Below are 20,848 nucleotides of genomic sequence, written 5' to 3' on the forward strand. Positions count from 1 at the left end.
GGCTATCAGCTAGTTAGAGACTATTGCAAAAATGTAACGCCTAGCACCTGTGAGTGAGACTTCTTACGCTTTGCTTTTCAGGGAGAGTTCGTGTAATTGTTTTATGCGGATGGCAAGCGCTTTGAAAATGTCGCGGGCGATTTCCATGTAATCATCTAACAGATCGTAGAAGACCTCTTTATCCAGCCTTAGAAGATGTGCATCCTCAGTTACAATTGCAGTGGCGGGACGCGGCTCACCGATGAACAGCTCAGCACCACCTACTGCCTCCTTTTCCGTCAGCTCCAAATTCGCCTCTTTGTACCGTACCTTGCCACTCACTATCAAATACATTGAATCCACGTAATCACCCTTCGAATAGAGTACCTCCCCTTTCTTGTAGTTCTTCTCCGTCATGACAGATCCCACAAGCAACAGCTTCTCAGTCGCCACCTCGGCTAAAATATCAACCCCCCTCAAGTAGATCACCTTCTCTATGCCAGTCATTCCTTTCTCCTTCTTTTTGGCCGCAATGTCTCCCCTACTAATCAGACCCAAAGCGTAGGATGCGGTTTGTCGTATTAGGTTATCCGAGGAATCCAGTGCATCTTCTAGTTCCTTGGTGAAGGATGTCAGACGAAGTTCTCCAACAGTATGTATCGCACAGGCTTTGCGCCATCGCCCGCCTTCTGTCATCAACGAATGCAATGTTTCGTCTCCTGTCAGGTTCTTAAGTCCGAAAAGCTCTATACCTTTACGAATCTTGCTTTCAACAGAAGTATCTTCAACAATGGGCAAGATATACTTCTTGTGACGACCGTGCAATATACTATCCAACAGTTCAAGAGAATTGGCTCTCTTAACCTTGTCCAGGCTCTTGAGACCATGATATATATTCAAAAGGTCTTTTGCAGGATAGAGTAGCGCTGTTAGTCTTGATATTCGTTCGTAGCATTTCTCCAACTGTTCCTCGAGAGTTACCCACAATAAGCCTGACTCTTTTTTCTCTCCTAACGAACTCAGGACGATGAACGTATCAAAATACTCCCTGGCTTCGTTTGTAATTGCCTCTGATATTCCTTCCTCATCATAGTCATAGTCAGGGCTCTTGTCATGTAGCTTGTCCAACGCCTTTATTATCTGAAATCTCAGGCTAAGATCCTTCTCTCTCAGATTCTTGACAAGATTGTCCACTGCCTCTTGAGTACCTATCGAAAGCATCACCTTGGGTATCTCTGTTCTTATCCCAATGGGTTCTTCCTCATCGCACACAATATCCCGCAGCGTTCCCAGCACCCTATCTCCATAATTGGCCAATGCCTCACGAGCAACATTTCTCATCTTCGGGGAAGCCAGTTTCCTAATCAGTAACAACACGTGCTTTCTCTTTTGCAGTCTTCCCATACTTCTTATTGCCTGTATGGTCACATCCAGGCATTTATCTTCTATGAAATCTGGCAGAAACTCAATGAGTTTCGAGTTTGAGTCCAGATATCCCAATCCCTCCACTAGCTCCTCTATCGCTTTGTCTGCGAGCTCGGTTCTGTGGGATAATATTTCTTGTACACATGCTTTTGTCAGTAATTTTCTCTCCTCTTCTTTTCCATGTTTGGCAAGGTAGGCTACTGCTACGGCCCGCTTCACACAATCCTCCCGGGTCAGCAGAGAGGCCAATCGTTGGTATTGATCGGTCTCGCCGAGGTGTGCCAAATACCTCAATGCTTTCACCTGAACCTTCGCAGAATCGTCATCGAGTAGCTCCTCCACCTTTGGCCGAAGCTCAACATATTCAGCTCTGTGTAGCATATCCAGGACTCGTGCTCTTACTTCTTCCGACGGATGGGATAACAGCTTTTCTAAACTCGGTAAGATCTGGCTCAGGTCAGTATCTTGAAGGAGAGACAGTGCATACGATATCTGCCGCACGTTCCCGGTTTCAAGTGTCTCCAGGACAACTGCAGTCGATGTTGCATCGTTAAGGTTGAGTGTTGTCTCATCAATCCTTAAATGCCCTTTGTAGATTGCTTTCCTGAGTGAGTTAACATATTCTCTTTTTATCAAGACCGCGAGAAATATCAGCGCAAAGGCAAACAACATTAGTATGGCACTTATGGCTCTCAGATTCAGAGAGAGTACAGAGGTGAAGAGGAGTAAAAGCCCTCCACTTATGCCTCTCGTGAATCGATCAACAAACATGTCTATGAATCCCTTCGTCTTGTTTTTCACCCGAGAAGGGACCGGAAGATACAGGAGCTCAAGTCCGGATCTATTTATTGAATATCTGAAACCACCTTCGCTGATCTTTATGAATATGGCTGACGCAAGAATGGGGGCAAAGATCATGGCCCCTGCGCCGACAACGAGACTCACGGGGAGGAACAAAATAGCAGGACCAATACCCACTTTTCTCAGAATGGTCGTCGTGAGGAAAAACTGAAGTGTAAAAGCGACAATGTTCAAAGATAGAAAGAACCTTCCGAAAAATGCTGTCAGCGCGTCCTTGGATTGAAAAGAGCCCTGCACGATTTTGTTAAACTGAAAATCGACAAAATTCGAGCAAATCAATATCAATCCTACTATTCCTACCAGGAGAAGTAGATGCCTTGATTTTGCTATCAAGGCGAATATGCCTTCCTCTCCTTCGGTAGTCTCATCTGCGGCTGTGTCTTGCTGAGTCCTTAGAGGCTTTTCTCTAACCAGGCGCCACACAATCGTGTACACTCCCCATGACATTGCAAGAATAGCTATACAGAAGTAAAGCATATTGTCGGTTCCAAATGTTTTCACCATGAGAGAAGTTAGTGTTCCTCCAAAGGCTGCTCCTACCACAGCACCGGTTCCTATGAAACCAAACAGACGTTTCCCCTCTCTTGGATTGAAAATATTGATAGCTAGTAACCAGAATTGGGAAGTCACCAGGATAGAAAACATGCTTACCCATATATAGAAGACATACGCCATCCAAGACCAGTCGAAGGTAAAAAGCCACCTGAATATGACGAGATTCGAAAGCAACGCAGCAAAGGTCCAGGAGATTAGAACATTAAGGGAAACTCTTCTAAGAAACCTTGAATAAAGGTATGCTATTCCTCCTACGATAACAGCAACCAATATCCAGACATAAGGCAGGGAGTCCGCGTCGAACTTTGTCAAGAAGAGCGAATTCCTTACGGGTTTTATGATATAGTATGAGGAGAGGAGAAAAAAGATGTAAAGGAACATGAGGATGGTTTTTGCATACTCACCCTTCCTTATCTCGAACATTGAACCGAATATTCTTTTTGAAATTGACACCTTCACTTCAGATCATCCTCCATGTCGTGGTCTTACCCCTCGTGCTCAACACCAACAATTGAAAAATCTTGCGATTTCTGTTCATAATATAGATGAACTCTAACATATTTATTCCGACTCAATTCTTTCTCTCTTTTGCCGTGAATTTCAAGGAAAAAATATCTGTCTTCTCTTTTTGTATCTTTCTCTTTTACCTTTGCTTCAACTAAGTCCTTTATTACACCATCCAAAGCAATTGGAGGTTTCGTTAGCAGGTATTCTGTCATCAATTCAGGTTTTCCCTGGAAATTGTGGTGGTAAAGCCTGCAACGATATACACATTTCTCAGCACTGCAAAAACCTGCTTTCACAGCCAAATCCTCAAAGTGCAGAAAGCTTTTGTCGGTCCCATCCTTTGCAATTGCAAAATTGTCAAGGGGATTGACCTTGCCATACCAATATCTCACTAGCTTATCTCTTCTTTCCTGCAAGATCCTAATTAGATATTTCTCAGAATCCAAGTTAGTAAGATGTCCACTTTTTACAACTGCTTCAATGTGTTCATCCGAGAATGACGCAACTACTCTGGCTCCCCAGTATCTATCCAGATTTGTCATATTCTGAAAAGCTGGATTAGGATAATTTGCCTTCCATCTCGCGGGCTCGAATACTTTTGATTCAAAATAGCCTATTGACGGTAAATCAATAAATTCCAAATCCTCCCAGGATCTTTTATAGATTCCAAACGTAAACAATGACTTCAAGGTTTCGACAAAATCAATGGTGTATTCGTGTCCACCCTCGAAATGCGGTGGCCTACTCGCATTTCCCAAGGTCGAACCGAAATCTATCAAATAGTGTTTGAGGTACTTCCTTCCATTATCTTCCACATACATATCCAGTGTATTTTTCCCCACTATATCAACGTGGTTGAGCCATGCGCATATGACGCCGAGACCCCGGAGTTCGCGCCTGTCCTCATGGGGAATCAAGTCCTCGGGATCATCTCTTCTTCTTCCCCTATATGAAAATGGACCTTTAGGTTTTCCTGAGAGATACTTGCTTGCCATTACCCTGATTTTAGCGTCATCTCTCCAAGGCACTCTGCTCAAAATCTCATCTAAATCGGCCTGCTTCATGAGTCGCTTTACACCTCTTTTATCGACAAACTTCGCATTTTTGCCCACCCTTAACCTATCGGGACAAAACACTGCTATGTAGTTCTCAGGAGTATTATACCCAGCCGCGTAAAAGAATTTTGTGCAAATCACTTCAGAGGAGCTGGCAAGCTCAGGATGCCCTAGGGGATCGAACTTGATTACATAAATATCTCCTCTCGAGTCTTTAACGTGGAACCCGACGGTTACTCCCCGACTCTTTCCTTTAATCACCTCCCACATGCCAGAAGTATCTGGACCATCTCCTTTGTTTGGACCCTTCACAATCCCTTCAATGCTCAAAGGTGTAGCGGCATTCCTATTTGTAAACCAATCTGAGTCAAGTACTTGCCCAAATGGATCTACATTCTTACTTTCCTCTTTCCCACTCCTGCAAAAAATCCGTGGTATCTGGGAGAAAATAGAATTATCCAGGAAATCATACTGTTCACTGATTTCACGCTCTGAGGGTTCAGAAATAGACTCAGCGCCGGAGGGTGAGAGTGTTTTTATGCGATATTCGGATACACTGCTGCATCCTATCATGAAAGCCAACGCGACTATTGCAATCGCACTCTTATTCATCTGATGAACGGCGGTGAAAGATTCAGCATCGCTCTGATGCCTTCAGGACTTCTCCCCACCTCTAATCTGAGTACAACTGTATTGGGAGATTTTACACGTATGCCACCACCATATGTCTTGCGCAAAGAGCCGGAATGAATGTCTGAGAAGTCCTCAAACACCTGTCCAATGTCCGCAAAGATGACAGCATCCACAATTCCCCTCCATCTCCGCCAAATAGGATACGAATATTCCAGATTCAGACACGCTGCTTGCGTGCCCCAGAACCTATCTTCAGGGTATCCTCTTAAGCTGGTACCGCCCCCCAGTCTTACCATCGAGAAGAAAGGAATCTCATTGTTCTCTAGGGGATAGGTTCTCTCATACAGCAACCTGACCGAAACCCTGCGACCTTCCCTAATCATAGTGAAGTAGCGAGTTATCTCAAAAGTATAATCAAGGAAACGAAATGGCTGGCCGCTTACATCTCGTGAGAAGCCGAACGATACATACTCAGTACCACCAGAGAATGGATCTCCTGGTTTGTCTCTGGAATCATGCATAACCGAGGCTGCAACAGAGGCCAACTCAGCTCCGTCAAGCCCGGGCAATTCGCTGTGCACCTCTTCTATCAACGGTGATGCATTTCTTGCTACATAGACACGCCTGTTTTGATAATTCGCACACCCAGTGATTTTGACACTCTTCCCCAGAAGGGCACCCAACTGGAAGTCTAGAAAAGTCTCTTCACTCCCCCAAAATGTGGTGTCACTTTCGTGCGTCTTAGGACCCAATCCGTAGAAAACCTGTCTGTGTTTTATAGCGTACCCAGCTTCTGTGTCAAAAAACAGCCCGTTCTCTGAGGATGTACTCAATGACACTCTATGATCCTGATACAAACTCGTCGATAGTCCCGCCGATATGGAAGCATCGAGTGGGCTTTTGAAGAGGTTGTCGCGGCTGACGGTAATTCCTCCTCCGATTCCGGAACCTGGTCCAAGCCCTCCTAGATTGGCTGCAATATCATGCTCACCAAACCACGAAAACAGGTATGCACCCCTGATTATGAGGTTGCGCTTCTCGATGGCTAAAAGGCCCTTCTCCAATCCGTAGTCAAGCAAATAGAACGGCGAAAAAAGTACCTTACAGGGAAATGAAATGATTTTGCAGAGCGAAAGGGTGGGTGATTTCTCTTCTGTGACGACATAATAGCTCTGACTGCTGTCCTCATAAGCAGCCTGACTTTGTTGCCCAGATTGCTCCATACCAGAAAGCAAAGATGCAAGACAAAGCCCAGTTATGACTAATGTCGAGTACATGATCCAGCGCCTAATGGATTCTAAGGTAGTTGGAAAATGGCTTGTCGAAAATTCTATTGAGTCTTCTCTGCTTTCCCAAAAACCTTCCTGTGCCAGCTTTCATTATCGCTGGTCAGAGCGTTGCATTGACGGTCACGCCCTCTGAGCGAGTCAGTCTTGTGCCTCTGCAGAATTTTCGCCAATCGTTTGATTTCTTGGGTTCGCTCTGTCAGTTATACTATTATACTTGGTGACGCCTGTCAAGGCCCCTTTGACCTTGCACTCTCCCATTCTTAGGGAGCTGATGCCGACCAAGTGTCGGCAGCCTCATCTCTGGTGTTAGGTGAACAAGTCAAGGATTTTCAATCACTTGCGCGGCAGCATACAGTCAAACAAGCTGAAGCCCTGTAGAAATACAGAAGTGTAGAGTCCAGGATTTGGGAAGGAAAATGTAAAAGTGCAAGGTCCGGCCCGACTACGCCGTTTCAGACTACAACCCTGCAACCACAGATTAACACAGATTACCACAAGATTTTTCTTCTGGTTCAAGCTCAGCCATGAGGATGTGGTTGGAATCTGTGTGAATCTCGTGTAATCTCGTGGTTCCAAGGATTTGAAGCGCAAAAAATGCAGCGCTTGAACCGATGGTTCTGAATCGAGTGTCATATTGACGTATCAGGTTGGGACATTTGCAACAGTTTGCTGCGGTGGTGTCACCCGAGATGTCTATCACCTCATGCCATTTGGGGTCAATCTGGGACACATCTGTGTGCTTCTAGCGCTTTCTCTTGAAGGAGGAATAGAGAAAAGAGAGGAAGAAAAGGAGACCGGCAAAAAGGACGATTGTGGCTCCGGAAGAGAGGTTCAGATAATAGGAAAGAAACAAGCCCGCGACTGTGGATACTATTCCCAGAAGAACCGAATAGACCACCAGGGCTCTATAGTTGTCGGTCAGCTGTCGTGCAGTGGCAGCCGGCAGCACAAGAAGAGCGGACACGAGTATTATCCCCACGACTTTTATTGCAAGAACAATGGTAATCGCCATGGAGAAAAGGAATAGATAATAGATTGGGCCGACCGGGATGCCACTTACCGAGGCAACTTCTTCGTCGAAAGAAAGAAAGAGGAGTTCTTTGAACACAGCGGCAAGTATGATGAGTAAGATAGGTGCAGAGACCAAGACCAAAACCAGGTCGGCCTTCGTTATAGCCAGTATGTTGCCAAACAGATAGCCGAATAGATCTACGTTGTACTTCTTTGAGATCCCAATGAAGAATATCCCGAGGGCCATTGTTAGTGCAAAGAAGATGCCTATGGCAGTGTCCTCATGCAGTTTGCCGCGTCTATTTATGAATCCTATGAGGAGTGCGACCCCTGCTGAAAAGATCACTGCGGAGAGTGTGGGGTTAATTCCAAGAAAGTAGCCCAGCGAGACCCCGCCGAATGCGGAGTGGGAAATCCCCACTCCAATAAAAGAAAGCCTCTTCAGTACCACGAATGTGGAGAAAACACCGCACAATACGGCGATGAGTATTCCCGCAGCGAATGCCCTCTGCATAAAGCCCATGCTGAGAGCGTCAATCACCATGTTCTCCTACTACGCGATGCGGAATCCTACCGTGCACCAGGAGCTCAACCTCGCAGCCGTATGCCTCGCGTAAAGATTCGTGGGTAAGAACCTCTTCAGGTTTGCCGTGCAGGTGTATCCTTTGATTTACGCAGGCGATTTCCTCTGTGTAGTAGGGAATCACTCCAATGTCGTGCGAAACAAGAACGAGGGTCAGACTCAGGTCCCTTTTTAGTGCACCAAGTAACTGATAGAATTCATTTTGCGCTCTGGTGTCAACCCCTGTCAACGGCTCATCCAAGAGGAGAATCTTGGGCTCTGAGGAGAGCGCTCTGGCAATGAAGACTCGTTGCTGTTGTCCCCCGGACAGATGGCCTATGGGCCGAGCCTTCAGGTCAGACATTCCAACCTGCTTCAGGACCCTCATCACGATTTCTCTGTCTGTGGCAGATGCCTTTCGGAACGGGCCTATCATTGAGTATCGGCCCATCATTACAACATCGTAGACGGAAACCGGGAAGTCAAGGTCTGCAATCGGATTTTGAGGGACATATCCGATTGCGCCCTTTGGCTTGACGTGAGCTGGGGGGTGACCGAGTACGGTCACTTTTCCTTTGACAGGTTTGATGAGCCCAAGAATACACTTGAGAAGTGTGGTCTTGCCCCCGCCATTTGGGCCTATTAAACCCAGGAACGTTCCTTTGGGAATCATGAGGTTTACGCCTTTGAGGACGACAGTACCATTCAATGTCACCGAGAGATTTCGTATGTCAATAGCAACATCAATCATTCCATCGCCTGTCTCATCACATTCAGGTTGTATCTCATCAAATTAAGATAGGAGTCTCGGCCGGGGATGCCTTCTCCCCCCAGAGGGTCCAGCATGAGGACTCTGACGTTTGCCTCCTCAGCAATCGCCATGGCAGCCTTTGCGCTCAATTGGGGTTCAGAGAATACAGCCTTTATTTCGAATTTGCCGATATCTTCAACGATACGTTTCAACTGTTTTGGTGTTGGCTGTCGGCCAGGGGACTCCTCTATGATGCCTACCTCGTTGAGGCCATAAGTCCTCGCGAAGTATGACCAGGCAGGATGAAAAGCAACATACTCTTTTATACCGAAATTGCTGACTGCCTTCTTTACCTCTGCATGGAGAGAATCGATCAGGGACATATACTCGTTTGCGTTTTTCATATAGAAGTGAGCGTGGCCAGAATCAACCTCTGCGAGAGCAACCGCAATCTGATGGGTTATCTTCTTGGCAATGGTGGGATCCAACCAGATATGCGGGTTGCCTTCTTGTCTGCCGACAGAAGAGAGTCTGGTCTCCCGGTGTGCATGAGCAACATCTGGAATCATTTGAACTCCCTGGGACGTCCTTACTACCAGCAATGATTCTGAGGCAGCAGCTTTTATTAGCTTTTCCGCCCAGAACTCGAAGCCAGCACCCACAGTGACGAAGACCCGGACATTGACGAACTTCTTGAACTCCCTGGGAGAAGGTTCAAAGGTGTGAGGACTGGCGCCAGGAGGAATCAGAACATACACGTCTGCCATCTCCTTGCCCACATTTCTGGTTATGTCAGCGAGAGGGAAGATGCTGGCTGCAACCTGTATCCGTGCTTCGGGTGCAGGTGTGCTGCAGCCGGTGAGCAAGGCTAGAAGCGCAAGCACAATTGCTGCGAATGATATCTTCATATCCAGGGAAAGCGTAGCAGGATACGCACCCCGCGTCAATGCACTTTTTGCAAAGTACAGTCTACAAAGTACGATGTACGAAGTGCGAGGTACAAAGCTTGTACTTCCTACTTAGCAATTCGTACTTAGTACTTTGCAATCCGTACGTTGTAGTTTGTTTTCAGTCAATAGCGGACCTTGAATCCCAAGCCCAGGTTATATCTTCCCTCCTCATCACGGCTACCCACAACGGAAGACCCCTTCCACAGGTAATACTCTACCTTGTATTCATCTTTTGCTCCTGCAAACAGATCGTGAGAATAAGATACATATACACCTTTGCGAACGTATTTCCCGACAGTGAGCCGCGCAGACCTTTCTGGCCCGAAGAGCTCGCTTTTGAACCTTATTTCATGTAGACCGGTGGTCCTTTCCAGTTCCCTCATTACAATGTTCTGAAGGACAGCTAGGCTGAGATCTCCGCCGGTTTTCGCGATCAGTTCTTGGCCGGACACGTTGCCGTTTGACCCCCTTCCGGTCGTGAAGCCGAGGCTCAGAAGGAGAAGAAGGTCTGTCTCTGAGAGTTCGGGATCGGGAGAAGAGAGATGGAACTCCGGTTCAAGCATCGTCCCTGCGACAGTGAGAGTGATAATATCTGGCAAGACCTTATTGGAGTCTGGATCGAGAGGCTTGAAGGGATCTATTACTATGGCCTCCGCTTCAACGTCGACGGAGGGATTCAGTTCCGGGGCATTTGAAAATCTGAACTCCCCTGTCTTCACGTCGAAAGGCTGGGTGAACCCCAGATAGTAGAACCTCCCACCAACAATATCCATCACTCCAGAAAGAACCATTGTCCCGGGTCTCCATCTCACTCTCACATCGGCTCCCATTTCCAGATCCGCGTCTCTGTTGCTCAGGAATATGTTTCTGTCCCCATGGATCGTCAGGTCATATGATGCATTGTGTTTGGATGCGGCCAGAGGTATGGCGCGTGTCCTGAACGGGACTGTAAGAGTACTCTGGATGACTTCGACATCACATTCAGTATGTATCATGTCTTTTCCGCGCCTGACGACCGCATCCGCGTTAACGACTGCAGAGACATCCTTGAAACCTTCAACGAGCGCATTTCTGGCCTTCACATTGAATTCATAGTCCTTGTAGGAAAGTGCCTCAAAAACGAGATAACCATTGACATCCACTGAACCGCCCTTAGTCTTGCCTGAGACAGACACAACATCGAGCCTTTCACCTTCGAGTTTCAACTTTCCCACAACATCAGTCGCCGAAGTCAAGGTGGGTCTGAAGAGGACTCTTGGCGAGGAAACATTCATCGTACCCGTGATGTTCGGGTTGTGGGGCGTTCCCCGTACGTTGATTTTGGCGTCTACTCTACCCTCTGCAACCTCAAACAGATTTCTCAAGGGGAAGAATATCCATACTCCGACGTCGTTGAAATCAGCGTCCAGTGACATGTCTGACTCTAGGATTCTGGGCCCTTCGCTTCTAATGGCAAGGTTGACCGGAATGTATCCAGACAGAGTTGACTTTCTTTCATTTCTGTAGATGATGAACTTCTCCGTTTTGAGAAGGTTCTTTGCATAGGAAAGGGAAATTATTGAGCTGTCCACTGATGCCTGCGCGATCGACATGCTTCGCAGATCGAGCAGGAGGGCCATCTGAGGATCCTCCAAAGTTCCGTTCAACTTGAAGTCGACTGTGAGAAATCCTTCTGCTTGAGGCTTGGATGTCAGCATGGCAGTCAGGCTGCTGAGCCGTACCGAATCGGCCCTCAGGTTGAATTCAGTATGTCCGTTGTTCAGATTGAGCCCGCCAAAAGACATCTCTGAACCGAGAAAGTCAAGCGTGCAAGGTCTGATGAAAAGGCCGCTGTCTGAGTAGACGACGCTCAACACACTTGAATTTTTGATTATCTGATCGTTGAGAACCAAAAAAAAGTTGTCCGCTTCGGCTTCTGCACTACCATCTTTCAGGAAGGCGTTTCCTCTCACGTTGAGAGAGCCCTCATCAGCAGTAGCCCACACCTCGTATTCAAGAGTCTTCCCTTCCGCAACAAGTTCTATTTTGCCCTGTTCCACTCGGGTGTCATTAAGTGCAACTCCAGCGAAGCTGATGGTCGCGGATCCTTTTGGTTCTCTTACCATATCCTGTATGTTCAAGTTTGCGCCGAGATGATCAAACCGCAAACCCTTGAACTCGCCGTCAGCTATCCACGCGGTACCCGAAAGTGATGGGTTGCTCACCGTTCCTTCCATCCAGAGATAACCGCTTAGACTTCCCTTCAGGTCGTTGATGCCCAGGACCGGGCCGAATGTGGCCACGTCCATGTTTTCCATCTTGCTGTCGAGTTCAAAACCGGTTCTGGAAAGCCTGCCTGACGAAATGAAACGTCCTCTTTCAAAGGTGACATCAAGTGTGTCCAGCTTGATCGTGCCGGAGGAGTAGGAAAAATCAGAGATTGCACGGCTGAGTGTTATGCCATCTAAGGAGGTCTGGTTCAGGCGGGCCTTTCCTGTAGCTGTCACATTCTCAAGAGAGTTGCCGCTGCCGGTTAGATTCAAATTGCCGGTCAAGACAACTCGCCTGTCCAGCAGGAGTCCTGGGTCGAAGCTATCCAGTTGGCAGTCGACAGAAAATACGGGGATTGTTGGAGTCATATCCACCAGGATGGAGCCTGTGGCGAACCCTTTTTCTATCTGCCATCTGTTGATTTTCAATCTGCCCTGAGGTCCGTCAAAGCTGGCAAGTAGGTCAAGCCGTCCAAGGTCTATGCCTCTTATTTGGGCACCAGCAACAAGCATTCTGGCGTTCACGGTTCTGACATCAAGGCTCTCACTGTAAGTTCCGCTGATCGTCATGTCGCCTTTCAGTCCCAGTTCGGGCTGCAAGATGTCGGCAAATTCCTCGACATTTACTTTCGAGTCGAGGAAAACGATATGTGTGCCAGTTGAATCCACCTTTCCCGCTACAGCGATTCTAGATCTTCTGGTTCTGAGCTGGAACTCCTTCAATTCGAGGCCCATTTCCCCTAGTGCGGCTTCACCAAATAGCCGGAACACTCTGAGGCGGCCGTTGACGGTAAACTTGCCATTGTACAGCCTGATTGTGGTTCCGTTTCCCTTCGTGAGAAGCGAGCAGAAAAGGTTCGCATCAGACACAGCGATATTTCTGTCCCCTTGAATGGACATGGCCCCATCTAGAACAATCATGTGGGCGATAGAAAAGGGGAATGCGCTCAGCGGTTTCTTTTGCGGTGTTGGCTTCGCTTCGCTGGCAGAAGGTTCCTTCCTGTTCAGGAGACCGGACAAGTTCCACTTACCGTTTTCCTTTTTCAAAGACAGACCCGGGCCATGTATCATAATAGAGGTGAGGCGGCGCCTTACGACCAGTGCAATAGGAGAATAACTGACGGCAAGCGAATCAGCCCATATTATTGGCTTTTCTTCTCCCGCAGGCGCTATTTCTATTCCCGACAGCTTGATCTCGCCAAGAAGGGTACCCGCTACCCCTCTCACATCAACATTGATTCCTGAGGTCTCAATCCGTCTGACTAGATGGTTAACCACACGATTGAGCGCCCACTCGGTGCCCAGGATAAGGTGGGCTAGCAGGAATAGCATAGCAAGGGCTATGGTTACTACATAGGTTATCTGACGTTTGCGGCTCATCGTCTTGAAGGGGTCTTCATTAAGAACCTAAAACAGGTGGCCTATCCCGAAGTATACACGACCCAAGTCGGTGTCGCTCGGACCTGTTATGTTACGTGCATAGTCCAGTCTGAAAGGCCCTATGGGTGTTTCCAGGCGGAGTCCTACACCTGCACCCGTCTGCAGATCAGCAAATTTGATGTCACTCTTGTTCCTCCAGGCATTACCCATGTCCACAAAATATGCCAGGCCGATATACCTTCCATAGATCTTGAACACGGGAAAACGCATTTCGGCATTGGATGTTATGAGGTAGTTGCCTCCTTCTGTCAAATCCTGCTCCCGATAGCCCCTGATGGCGTCAGTCCCCCTGAGGGCAAATCTCTCTTCAAATGGTGTGACCCTGCCACCAAATGACTCTATGAGTCCGCCGCGCGCCCTGAGTGCAAAGACGATACTTCTCAGGGGGTTGTAAAACGCGCTGGCGTCTGCGATGAATCGGTAGAAGTAGTTGTCCCCTCCAAGCAAACCACCCGCGTATTCAGTTGCGAACGAACTGAAGGTTCCATTTCTTGGATCAAAAATGTTGTTTCTGTAATCCCTTGAGACTGACAAACGGACGCTATTAGTAACGGCCTCTGGCCTAGTATCACTCTCCTTGAAGATTTCCACTGATGCAGTTTTGAACTTGTATTCAGCAAAGGCCTCGATATGTTTTCCCATGTACCGGCCCATTCTTAAGTGACCTCCGGTTTCGATTATATGGTACGATTCTAATAGTACTCTGTGATGAAACAGATGAAGCTGGCCCTGAAATAAAGAGTTGAAGAGGTAGGGTTCACGGTGGGTGATGCCAAATCTCTCTTCGTGTTCATTCTCTGAAGGGTATGGATTCAAAGAATATGACGATTCCAGTTTCAGTTTCTGCCCATTATTCAGGAGATTATCGTGTCCCCAGTTGAGATAGACAGATATCCAATCCGGCGACCGAAAGCCCCCGCCGAAGGCAACCCACCTCGGTTTGCCTTCGACCACACTAAACACCAGGTCCACTATCTCCTTCTTTTCCTCCGCACCAACTACGTCGAACCTGACGTCTTTGAACAGCCCTGTTCCATATATCCTTCTCTGGCTCTCGTAAGCCTTTCCGGGATTGAATATCTCTCCGGGTTTGATTACGATCTCCCTTTCAATAATTTCTCTCCTGACAGACTTGTCGCCACTTATACTGACAGTGCCCACCTTGACCTGGTTCCCTTCGTCTATCTCAAAAATCAATAGCCTGGAATATCTCAGGTTGGGCGATGTCTCCAATCTGTGGTCGATCTTGCAGTATACGTACCCCTCTCTTGCATAGAACTCGCGCATCCTGAATTCTGAGTAATATATGAGGGCATTTTTCAGAACTTGGCCGGTTCTCATAGTAAGCAAACCCTTCAGTTTCCTCGCGTCAATCTTCTCTGCTCCCTCTATTACTATGCTGGAAATCGTGTAGGGGCTTCCCTCTTGTATGATGTAGGTATAGGTTATCAGGCGCTCGCGTTTAGGATCGGGAATTCTTTTTGTCTGCACCAATCTCGCATCGAGATATCCGTTCTGTCTATAGAATGCGATCACATTTTCAACATCGCGCACAAGCTGGAAGGAATCCTCCGGCTGACCGACCTTTAACCTCATCTGGTCTCTCAACGTGCTGGCCTTAAAGGACCTGTTCCCCTCAAATAGAATGCTGCGAACGATGGTCTCTTCTTCCTGGCCTAAGCAAAAGGAAGGGAGAAGTGCCAGGAACATCACAATAATAATTGAGCCGGCTAGTTTGGAGAGCCGGTCAGAGGTTTCCAAAGATTTGTAGTTCATATGTTTAGCCCTATTGATTATAGTGTTGCATTCATACAATGTCAACATCAGAGCACCTATTCGACGATATGATGGGATATGGTGTCAATTGGCGCTTGCATCTTCATGCTTGACAATCGGGGCAAAAGGTGGTATACATAGAGGACGCAAAATAATAACAATACAATCTGGAGGTAAACATGCCTAGAAGGGCAGCCTCAGCCCTCGGCTTCCTTTTGGCCTTTGCCTTTTTTAATTTGTGCTTCTCTGCGGAGCTTTTTATCGGCTCAGAGGACGTGCCGTTCGAGTTAGGGACTTATGCCGAATACACACAGAATGCGGATATGTTCTTCTGGACACAGTTTGACTCAACTGCGACTATGTGGGATCTGACTGTCTATCCCGGCGAGCAGACGGCCACCGTTCGGCTTCTTGACCCCAGTCAGGGTAATCCCCCTGCGCCCGACACTTTTCCTTCTGCGGAGCTTGTTGAGCTAGACACACTGGGTGACGGGAGTGAGGCCTAGACCTATATGTCGAAAGAAACATTCTACCTGTATGTGCAGGGGATAGATTTCGTGGTCACACCATTCAGATTCATCGGCAACTATCAGCCGGACGCCCGGGTTTACTTCTTCCCTATTTTCTATGGTAGCGGATGGATAACCTCCTGGACCTGGACGTATGACGTTGGTATCCCATACACCGCAAATGAGATGCACCTGAAACAGGTTGTGGCCAAGGGATGGGTGAAGACGGAAATAACAGGCGGCCAGTACTGGCCTTGCCTGGTCATCAGAGACAATTATACTTTCAGTGACAACTTCGGGACCAACGACCTAAGGTGGCTCTATGAATGGGTCGTTGCTGGAAGATTTGCCGGAGGAAACGGTATAGCGGCTGCCTTGAGTCCAAACGGTGCGAGCAAGGACTTTATTGTTGTGGACAAGATGCTGCGCATGAAATCACTGAATGTTCCGGGCTGGGACCTCACCTGTCCCGTGTTCGACAGCACGACCGTGTGGACTGATACGTCCTTTGCGGGGCCGTACCCGGTCTCAAGTATCATAACCGATCCAGGTGGAATAGGTGGCGACTCGTTATTCTACATGGTGGACTCTGGAAGCTTCACAGGAGTTGGTCACGACAGCCTCTGGGGAGACAAGTACTACTTCACCATCCCGGAGGTCGCGAGCTCGTGCACCATCTCCTACTATCTGTGGGCAGAGGATTCGTTCAGTGTGGTCAATAGTATCGATATATGGACCACAGATCCGGAAGCCGCGCCCGAGAATAATCTGATCACGTTTGTTGTTACATTGACAGCAGTTGAAGAGAAATGGACCAGGCGCGTCGAGCAGGAAGCTCTTCGGGTTTTTCCGAATCCATTCTCGTCATCGGTGCGTATCGATGCCGGCGTCGCCTGGGACGGTGGTCCTGCACGGATAAATATATTTGATCAGGCGGGTCGCCTCGTACGCACATTCAACCTGGCTGAGTCCCCGGAGAATAGCCGGGGAACAACAGTTCACCTTTCCTGGACCGGTACCGATGAACTTAATCGATCAGTGCCATCCGGGATGTATTTCGTCACGCTTGAGCAGCCATCCAGCCCGATTACCACTCACGCCACCAAGCTGGTCAAGATTCGATAGGGAGGACCTTAATCAATGAAGCGTGCCATATTTTCCATCCTTCTCGTTCTGGTTGCATGTTCTCTTCCAGCAGACGAGATTTACGAGGGAGCAGGGTTGAGCGGTATGGTCTTTTTGAAGATTGGAGTCGGGCCACGCGCCAGCGGACTGGCCGGTGCATACAGCGCAGTGGCAGACAACAGTATGGCCGTTTTCTGGAACCCTGCTGGCCTGGCGGGCTTGAAGGGAACCGACATGGGTTTCGCGCACAACCAATACGTGGAAGGGATGAGATATGACGTTGCGTCCCTGGCCATGGGTACAAGAATTGGCACTTTTGGCTTGGGAATGGGGGCTCTTTATGCAGACGATCTTGAGCTCCGCGAAAAGCCCGGAGAGCCCGAGGGTCTATTCAGATATTACGACTATGTTCTGAGTCTCTCCTACGCTCGAAAGATGAGCTCTGAATCGGATGTAGGCTTCACTGCAAAAGCGCTCCAGGAGAGAATCTATATATACAGCGCAAGCGGGTTTGCGTTCGACTTTGGAGTTGCTTTCAGGCCAACGGAGCTGAGAGGCCTGACTCTCACCGGGACTCTTTTGAATCTGGGGCCGAAGGTGAAGTTTCGCGAGGAGGGCTTCAAGCTCCCTTTGACCACAAGGGTGGGTGCAGCCTACAGGGTGCCCAGGCAGTTCATTGATGGTAGATGGCTCTTATCTTTCGAAGGGTCAAAACCGATAGACGCATATTATGTGTACAGCGGCGGAGTAGAATACACATACAAAAATGCTCTTGCAATAAGAGGCGGCTACAAGTATGGTCACGATACGGAAAGTCTCTCTTTTGGAGCTGGATTTACGTTTGCGCAGATGCGCCTGAATTATTCCTATACGCCCTGGAGTTATGACTTTGGGGCGGAACACTGGATATCCGTCGGAGTAAGCCTGGACTGAAACAACTGGAGGAAGAGTTGGCAGGAGTTTGTCTTGACTTTGAGCGCCCGATCCTAGAACTGGAAAAGAAGATAGCTGAGCTGAAGGGGCTTGCCTCGGCAGAGAAGCTCCAGGTGGACGATGAAATCAAGAGGCTTGAAAGGAAAGCAGAGAAACTGACCAAAGAGATCTATTCCAAACTAAGCAGGTGGCAGAGAGTTCAACTAGCCAGACATCCGAGCAGACCATATACTCTCGACTTTATCAAACACATGGCTGATGATTTCATTGAACTACACGGCGATAGACTTTATGCAGATGACGCCGCCATAGTGGCGGGACTTGCCAGGATAGGCGAAAGGCAGATGGTTGTGATAGGACACGAGAAGGGCAGAACAACGAAGGAGAAGATTGAGCGCAACTTCGGCATGGCCCATCCGGATGGATTCCGAAAAGCACTTCGCGTTATGCAGATGGCCACCAAGTTCAAGATGCCGATCGTAACTTTCATTGACTCCAGTGGAGCATATCCCGGTATAGGAGCTGAGGAAAGGGGAATCTCAGAATCGATTGCCAGGAACATGAAGGAGATGGCACTTCTGCCTGTCCCCATAATTTGTGTGATCACGGGAGAGGGGATGAGTGGTGGGGCGATTGCGATTGCGCTGGGTGACCGTGTGCTGATAATGGAGAATGCAGTCTACTCAACGATCACCCCTGAAGGGTGCGCCTCAATACTCTGGAGAGATTCATCCAAAGCGCCACAGGCGGCAGAGAGCTTGAAGGTGAGCGCAAAAGACTTGATACAGCTGGGCGTTGTTGATGAGATAATCGAGGAGCCGCTGGGTGGTGCGCACAGAAACCACAAGGAAGCGGCAGAGAATGTGAAATCCGCAATACTCAGGCATCTGGCAGAGCTTGACAAACTCCCATCAGAAGAGCTCACTCAGATGAGAATAGACAAGTTCGCCAGGATTGGTGTCTCAAGCTGATGGAATGAGGCAGTCCTTCCTTTTTGCGCTGCTGGTTGGTGTCACGCTATTCCCCGCGACAAGAGCATGTTCACAACAGCTGCTTCTGGCAATAGAGAAGACCACTTTAGAACGCGCGCAAGACTATCTGGCAAATGACTTCTATCTCTATGCTATTCTCGAGAGGGACTGTCTGATAGGGACCTCATCAGGTGGGACCGCAGTTCTCAGTTCTGGCCACATCCCATATGATGTGATTCTAAGGGACATGAAACCCGGTGCCTGCTATTTGGCTACGGTTCCCCCTCATGTGTACGGTTTGGACCTCAGTTCTCTAGACAATATCCTTTACGGAAATGAAAACCTGGTTGTTGTAGAAGCGAGTCGACAACAGGCAGAAATCCTGAGGAGGAGTGGGTTCGAGTTAGTAAGCCTAATGCCCCTTGCCATTAAAGAGAAGGCTTCAATTCACAGAGGGGATTTGATACTGAGAAAGAGGAGTTCAGATGGGCTCATAGAAGAACTGGTTAGAGAAGTCTCTTCGGACTCAATAGAGTCTCATGTTCGCGCTCTGACCGGCTTTATGACCAGATACTCATATGCCGACTCTTGCTCCTCAGCAGGCCAGTGGATCTACGATAAGTTCCAGAGCTTCGGAGTGGACGCTTCTTTTCATTACTACGATTGGGATGGGAATCATTGGCGAAACGTTGTCGGCACGATTCCCGGCAGGACCGACTCCACGGTGATTGCGATCATATGTGGACACTTTGATTCGATATCAGAGGATCCCTGGAATCTAGCTCCTGGTGCTGAAGATAATGGGAGCGGCACGGCGACAGTCATAGAAGCAGCAAGAGTCCTGAGCAAAGAGGATCATGAGTATACATTGAGGTTCATATGCTTTTCTGGAGAGGAACAGGGGCTCAGAGGGAGCTATTACTATGTGACAGAAGCATTCCTCCGTGGGGATAATATAATTGCAGCAATGAATTTTGATATGGTTGGATATACTGACGATTTTCATTACGACCTCTCAGCTCGCTATGATTCAAATTCTATCTGGTTGGGAAACATGATGACGGCCGCTTCAAGGTTTTCTAAACTCGAGCTCTATCCCTCTCATTATTCTTCGCCGAGCAGCGACCACTGGTATTTCCAGCAGTATGGTTATCCTGCAACTTTTTCTGTTCACATAAGCAGGACACACGGTTACCCCTTCTACCATTCTATATATGACACCGCCGGAAATCTGAATCCAGATTTTCTTGCGGAAGTTACGAAAATGGGAGTCGCATCCATGGCAATGCTCGGGAATGGATATCCGGAACCGCCACTTCCTCCAGAGGCTGTTTCTGCAACAGACGCCGGTGTAGGAGGGGAAGTTCAGGTGGACTGGACGCCAAGCCTGACACCAGGCGTTTTGGGCTACAATGTCTATTATGGATTATCACCCAGAAGATATGAGGGGTCAGTCTTTGCCGGAGATACAACAAGCTTGTGCTTGAGTGGGTTGCGGAACGATACGCTCCATTTCTTCTCCGTTACGGCCATTGACAACAACGCCGAGGGCGGGTATTCAAGAGAAGCGACAGCAGTACCACGATTGGTCCCTCGCCCTCCTCAATCGTTGAGTCTGATACCTACCTATCTGGGTATGGACCTATCTTGGGCGCCCAACACGGAACTGGACCTTGCCGGCTACAACGTTTACAGAAGCGAAAATCCTGGGGGCCCATATCAGTCGGTCAATCCCATGCTTATTACTGATACCACTTACAGTGACAGCGGTCTCGTTTCTGGGCAGATGTACTATTACGTTGCCACGGCTGTGGATACGACAGATTTGGAAAGCGGATATTCCGAAGAGAAAGCTGGGCTGCCGCTGTCATTTGACCACGGCATCCTGCTGGTCGATGAAACCAGGAACGGTTCAACGGGAATTCTCGTACCGGACTCCCTTCAAGATAGGTTCTACGCGCAGATCCTCTCAGGGTATAAATTCGACTCGTGGGATTGTGACTCCAGTGGGCTGCCGGCGATTTCGACGATGGGATCGTACTCAACAGTGATCTGGCGAGCGGAGGATATCTACGATCAATATCTTTCCGAGCAGGCTGAGGATCTGGCATACTATCTTTCGCAGGGCGGGAAGCTGTGGTTGATAGGGTGGAAGACGATAGAAGTACTAATGACACAAGGAGAGTATCCGTTCACATTCATTCTTGGCGATTGGCCCTATGATTACCTTCATCTTTCTTCAAGCGACAATACTGGGCCTGTCGGGC

13 protein-coding genes are annotated in these 20,848 nt (G+C 48.4%); 5 read left to right on the forward strand and 8 right to left on the reverse strand.

Features of this window, described 5'->3' with window-relative positions:
* Window positions 1-63: 63 nt before the first annotated feature.
* The 8 genes from E3J62_12615 to E3J62_12650 form a co-directional block, all read right to left on the reverse strand.
* Complete coding sequence (locus E3J62_12615) at window positions 64-3,279, reverse strand: cyclic nucleotide-binding domain-containing protein (GenBank protein TET43696.1); 3,216 nt, start codon at window positions 3,277-3,279, stop codon at window positions 64-66.
* Window positions 3,280-3,305: 26 nt separating this feature from the next.
* Window positions 3,306-4,994, reverse strand: a complete 1,689-nt coding sequence (locus E3J62_12620) for a hypothetical protein (protein ID TET43697.1) — start codon at window positions 4,992-4,994, stop codon at window positions 3,306-3,308.
* Window positions 4,991-6,292: a hypothetical protein gene (locus tag E3J62_12625; protein TET43698.1), complete on the reverse strand. Its 1,302-nt coding sequence runs from the start codon at window positions 6,290-6,292 to the stop codon at window positions 4,991-4,993. The genes E3J62_12620 and E3J62_12625 overlap by 4 nt, the downstream gene beginning before the upstream one ends.
* A gap of 754 nt (window positions 6,293-7,046) precedes the next feature.
* Complete coding sequence (locus E3J62_12630; protein TET43699.1) at window positions 7,047-7,859, reverse strand: metal ABC transporter permease; 813 nt, start codon at window positions 7,857-7,859, stop codon at window positions 7,047-7,049.
* Window positions 7,849-8,628 (reverse strand): metal ABC transporter ATP-binding protein, encoded by a 780-nt coding sequence (locus E3J62_12635; GenBank protein ID TET43700.1) that lies wholly within the window; start codon window positions 8,626-8,628, stop codon window positions 7,849-7,851. The genes E3J62_12630 and E3J62_12635 overlap by 11 nt, the downstream gene beginning before the upstream one ends.
* On the reverse strand, window positions 8,625-9,575 hold the full coding sequence (locus tag E3J62_12640; GenBank protein TET43701.1) for a zinc ABC transporter substrate-binding protein: 951 nt from the start codon (window positions 9,573-9,575) through the stop codon (window positions 8,625-8,627). Before E3J62_12640 ends, E3J62_12635 begins: the two co-directional genes overlap by 4 nt.
* Before the next feature lie 125 nt (window positions 9,576-9,700).
* Entirely contained in the window at window positions 9,701-13,207 is a 3,507-nt protein-coding gene (locus E3J62_12645; protein ID TET43702.1) for a hypothetical protein, read from the reverse strand.
* Window positions 13,208-13,234: 27 nt separating this feature from the next.
* Window positions 13,235-15,091, reverse strand: coding sequence for a hypothetical protein (locus E3J62_12650; GenBank protein ID TET43703.1), 1,857 nt, complete (start codon window positions 15,089-15,091; stop codon window positions 13,235-13,237).
* Between the two features lie 131 nt (window positions 15,092-15,222).
* Here E3J62_12650 and E3J62_12655 point away from each other — a divergent pair, with 131 nt between their 5' ends.
* From E3J62_12655 to E3J62_12675, 5 genes are all read left to right on the forward strand, one after another.
* Window positions 15,223-15,549 (forward strand): hypothetical protein, encoded by a 327-nt coding sequence (locus tag E3J62_12655; GenBank protein TET43704.1) that lies wholly within the window; start codon window positions 15,223-15,225, stop codon window positions 15,547-15,549.
* Window positions 15,550-15,555: 6 nt separating this feature from the next.
* Complete coding sequence (locus E3J62_12660) at window positions 15,556-16,677, forward strand: T9SS type A sorting domain-containing protein (GenBank protein TET43705.1); 1,122 nt, start codon at window positions 15,556-15,558, stop codon at window positions 16,675-16,677.
* 15 nt (window positions 16,678-16,692) lie between these two features.
* Window positions 16,693-17,610 (forward strand): PorV/PorQ family protein, encoded by a 918-nt coding sequence (locus tag E3J62_12665; protein ID TET43706.1) that lies wholly within the window; start codon window positions 16,693-16,695, stop codon window positions 17,608-17,610.
* A gap of 17 nt (window positions 17,611-17,627) precedes the next feature.
* The gene (locus E3J62_12670; protein TET43707.1) at window positions 17,628-18,581 is read left to right on the forward strand and encodes an acetyl-CoA carboxylase carboxyltransferase subunit alpha; all 954 of its coding nucleotides are present in this window, start codon (window positions 17,628-17,630) and stop codon (window positions 18,579-18,581) included.
* Window positions 18,582-18,585: 4 nt separating this feature from the next.
* The coding region (locus E3J62_12675; GenBank protein ID TET43708.1) for a M28 family peptidase at window positions 18,586-20,848 on the forward strand (2,263 nt) is incomplete at its 3' end.

The organism is candidate division TA06 bacterium, assembly GCA_004376575.1.
GTDB lineage: Bacteria > Hydrothermota > DG-26 > E44-bin18 > E44-bin18 > E44-bin18.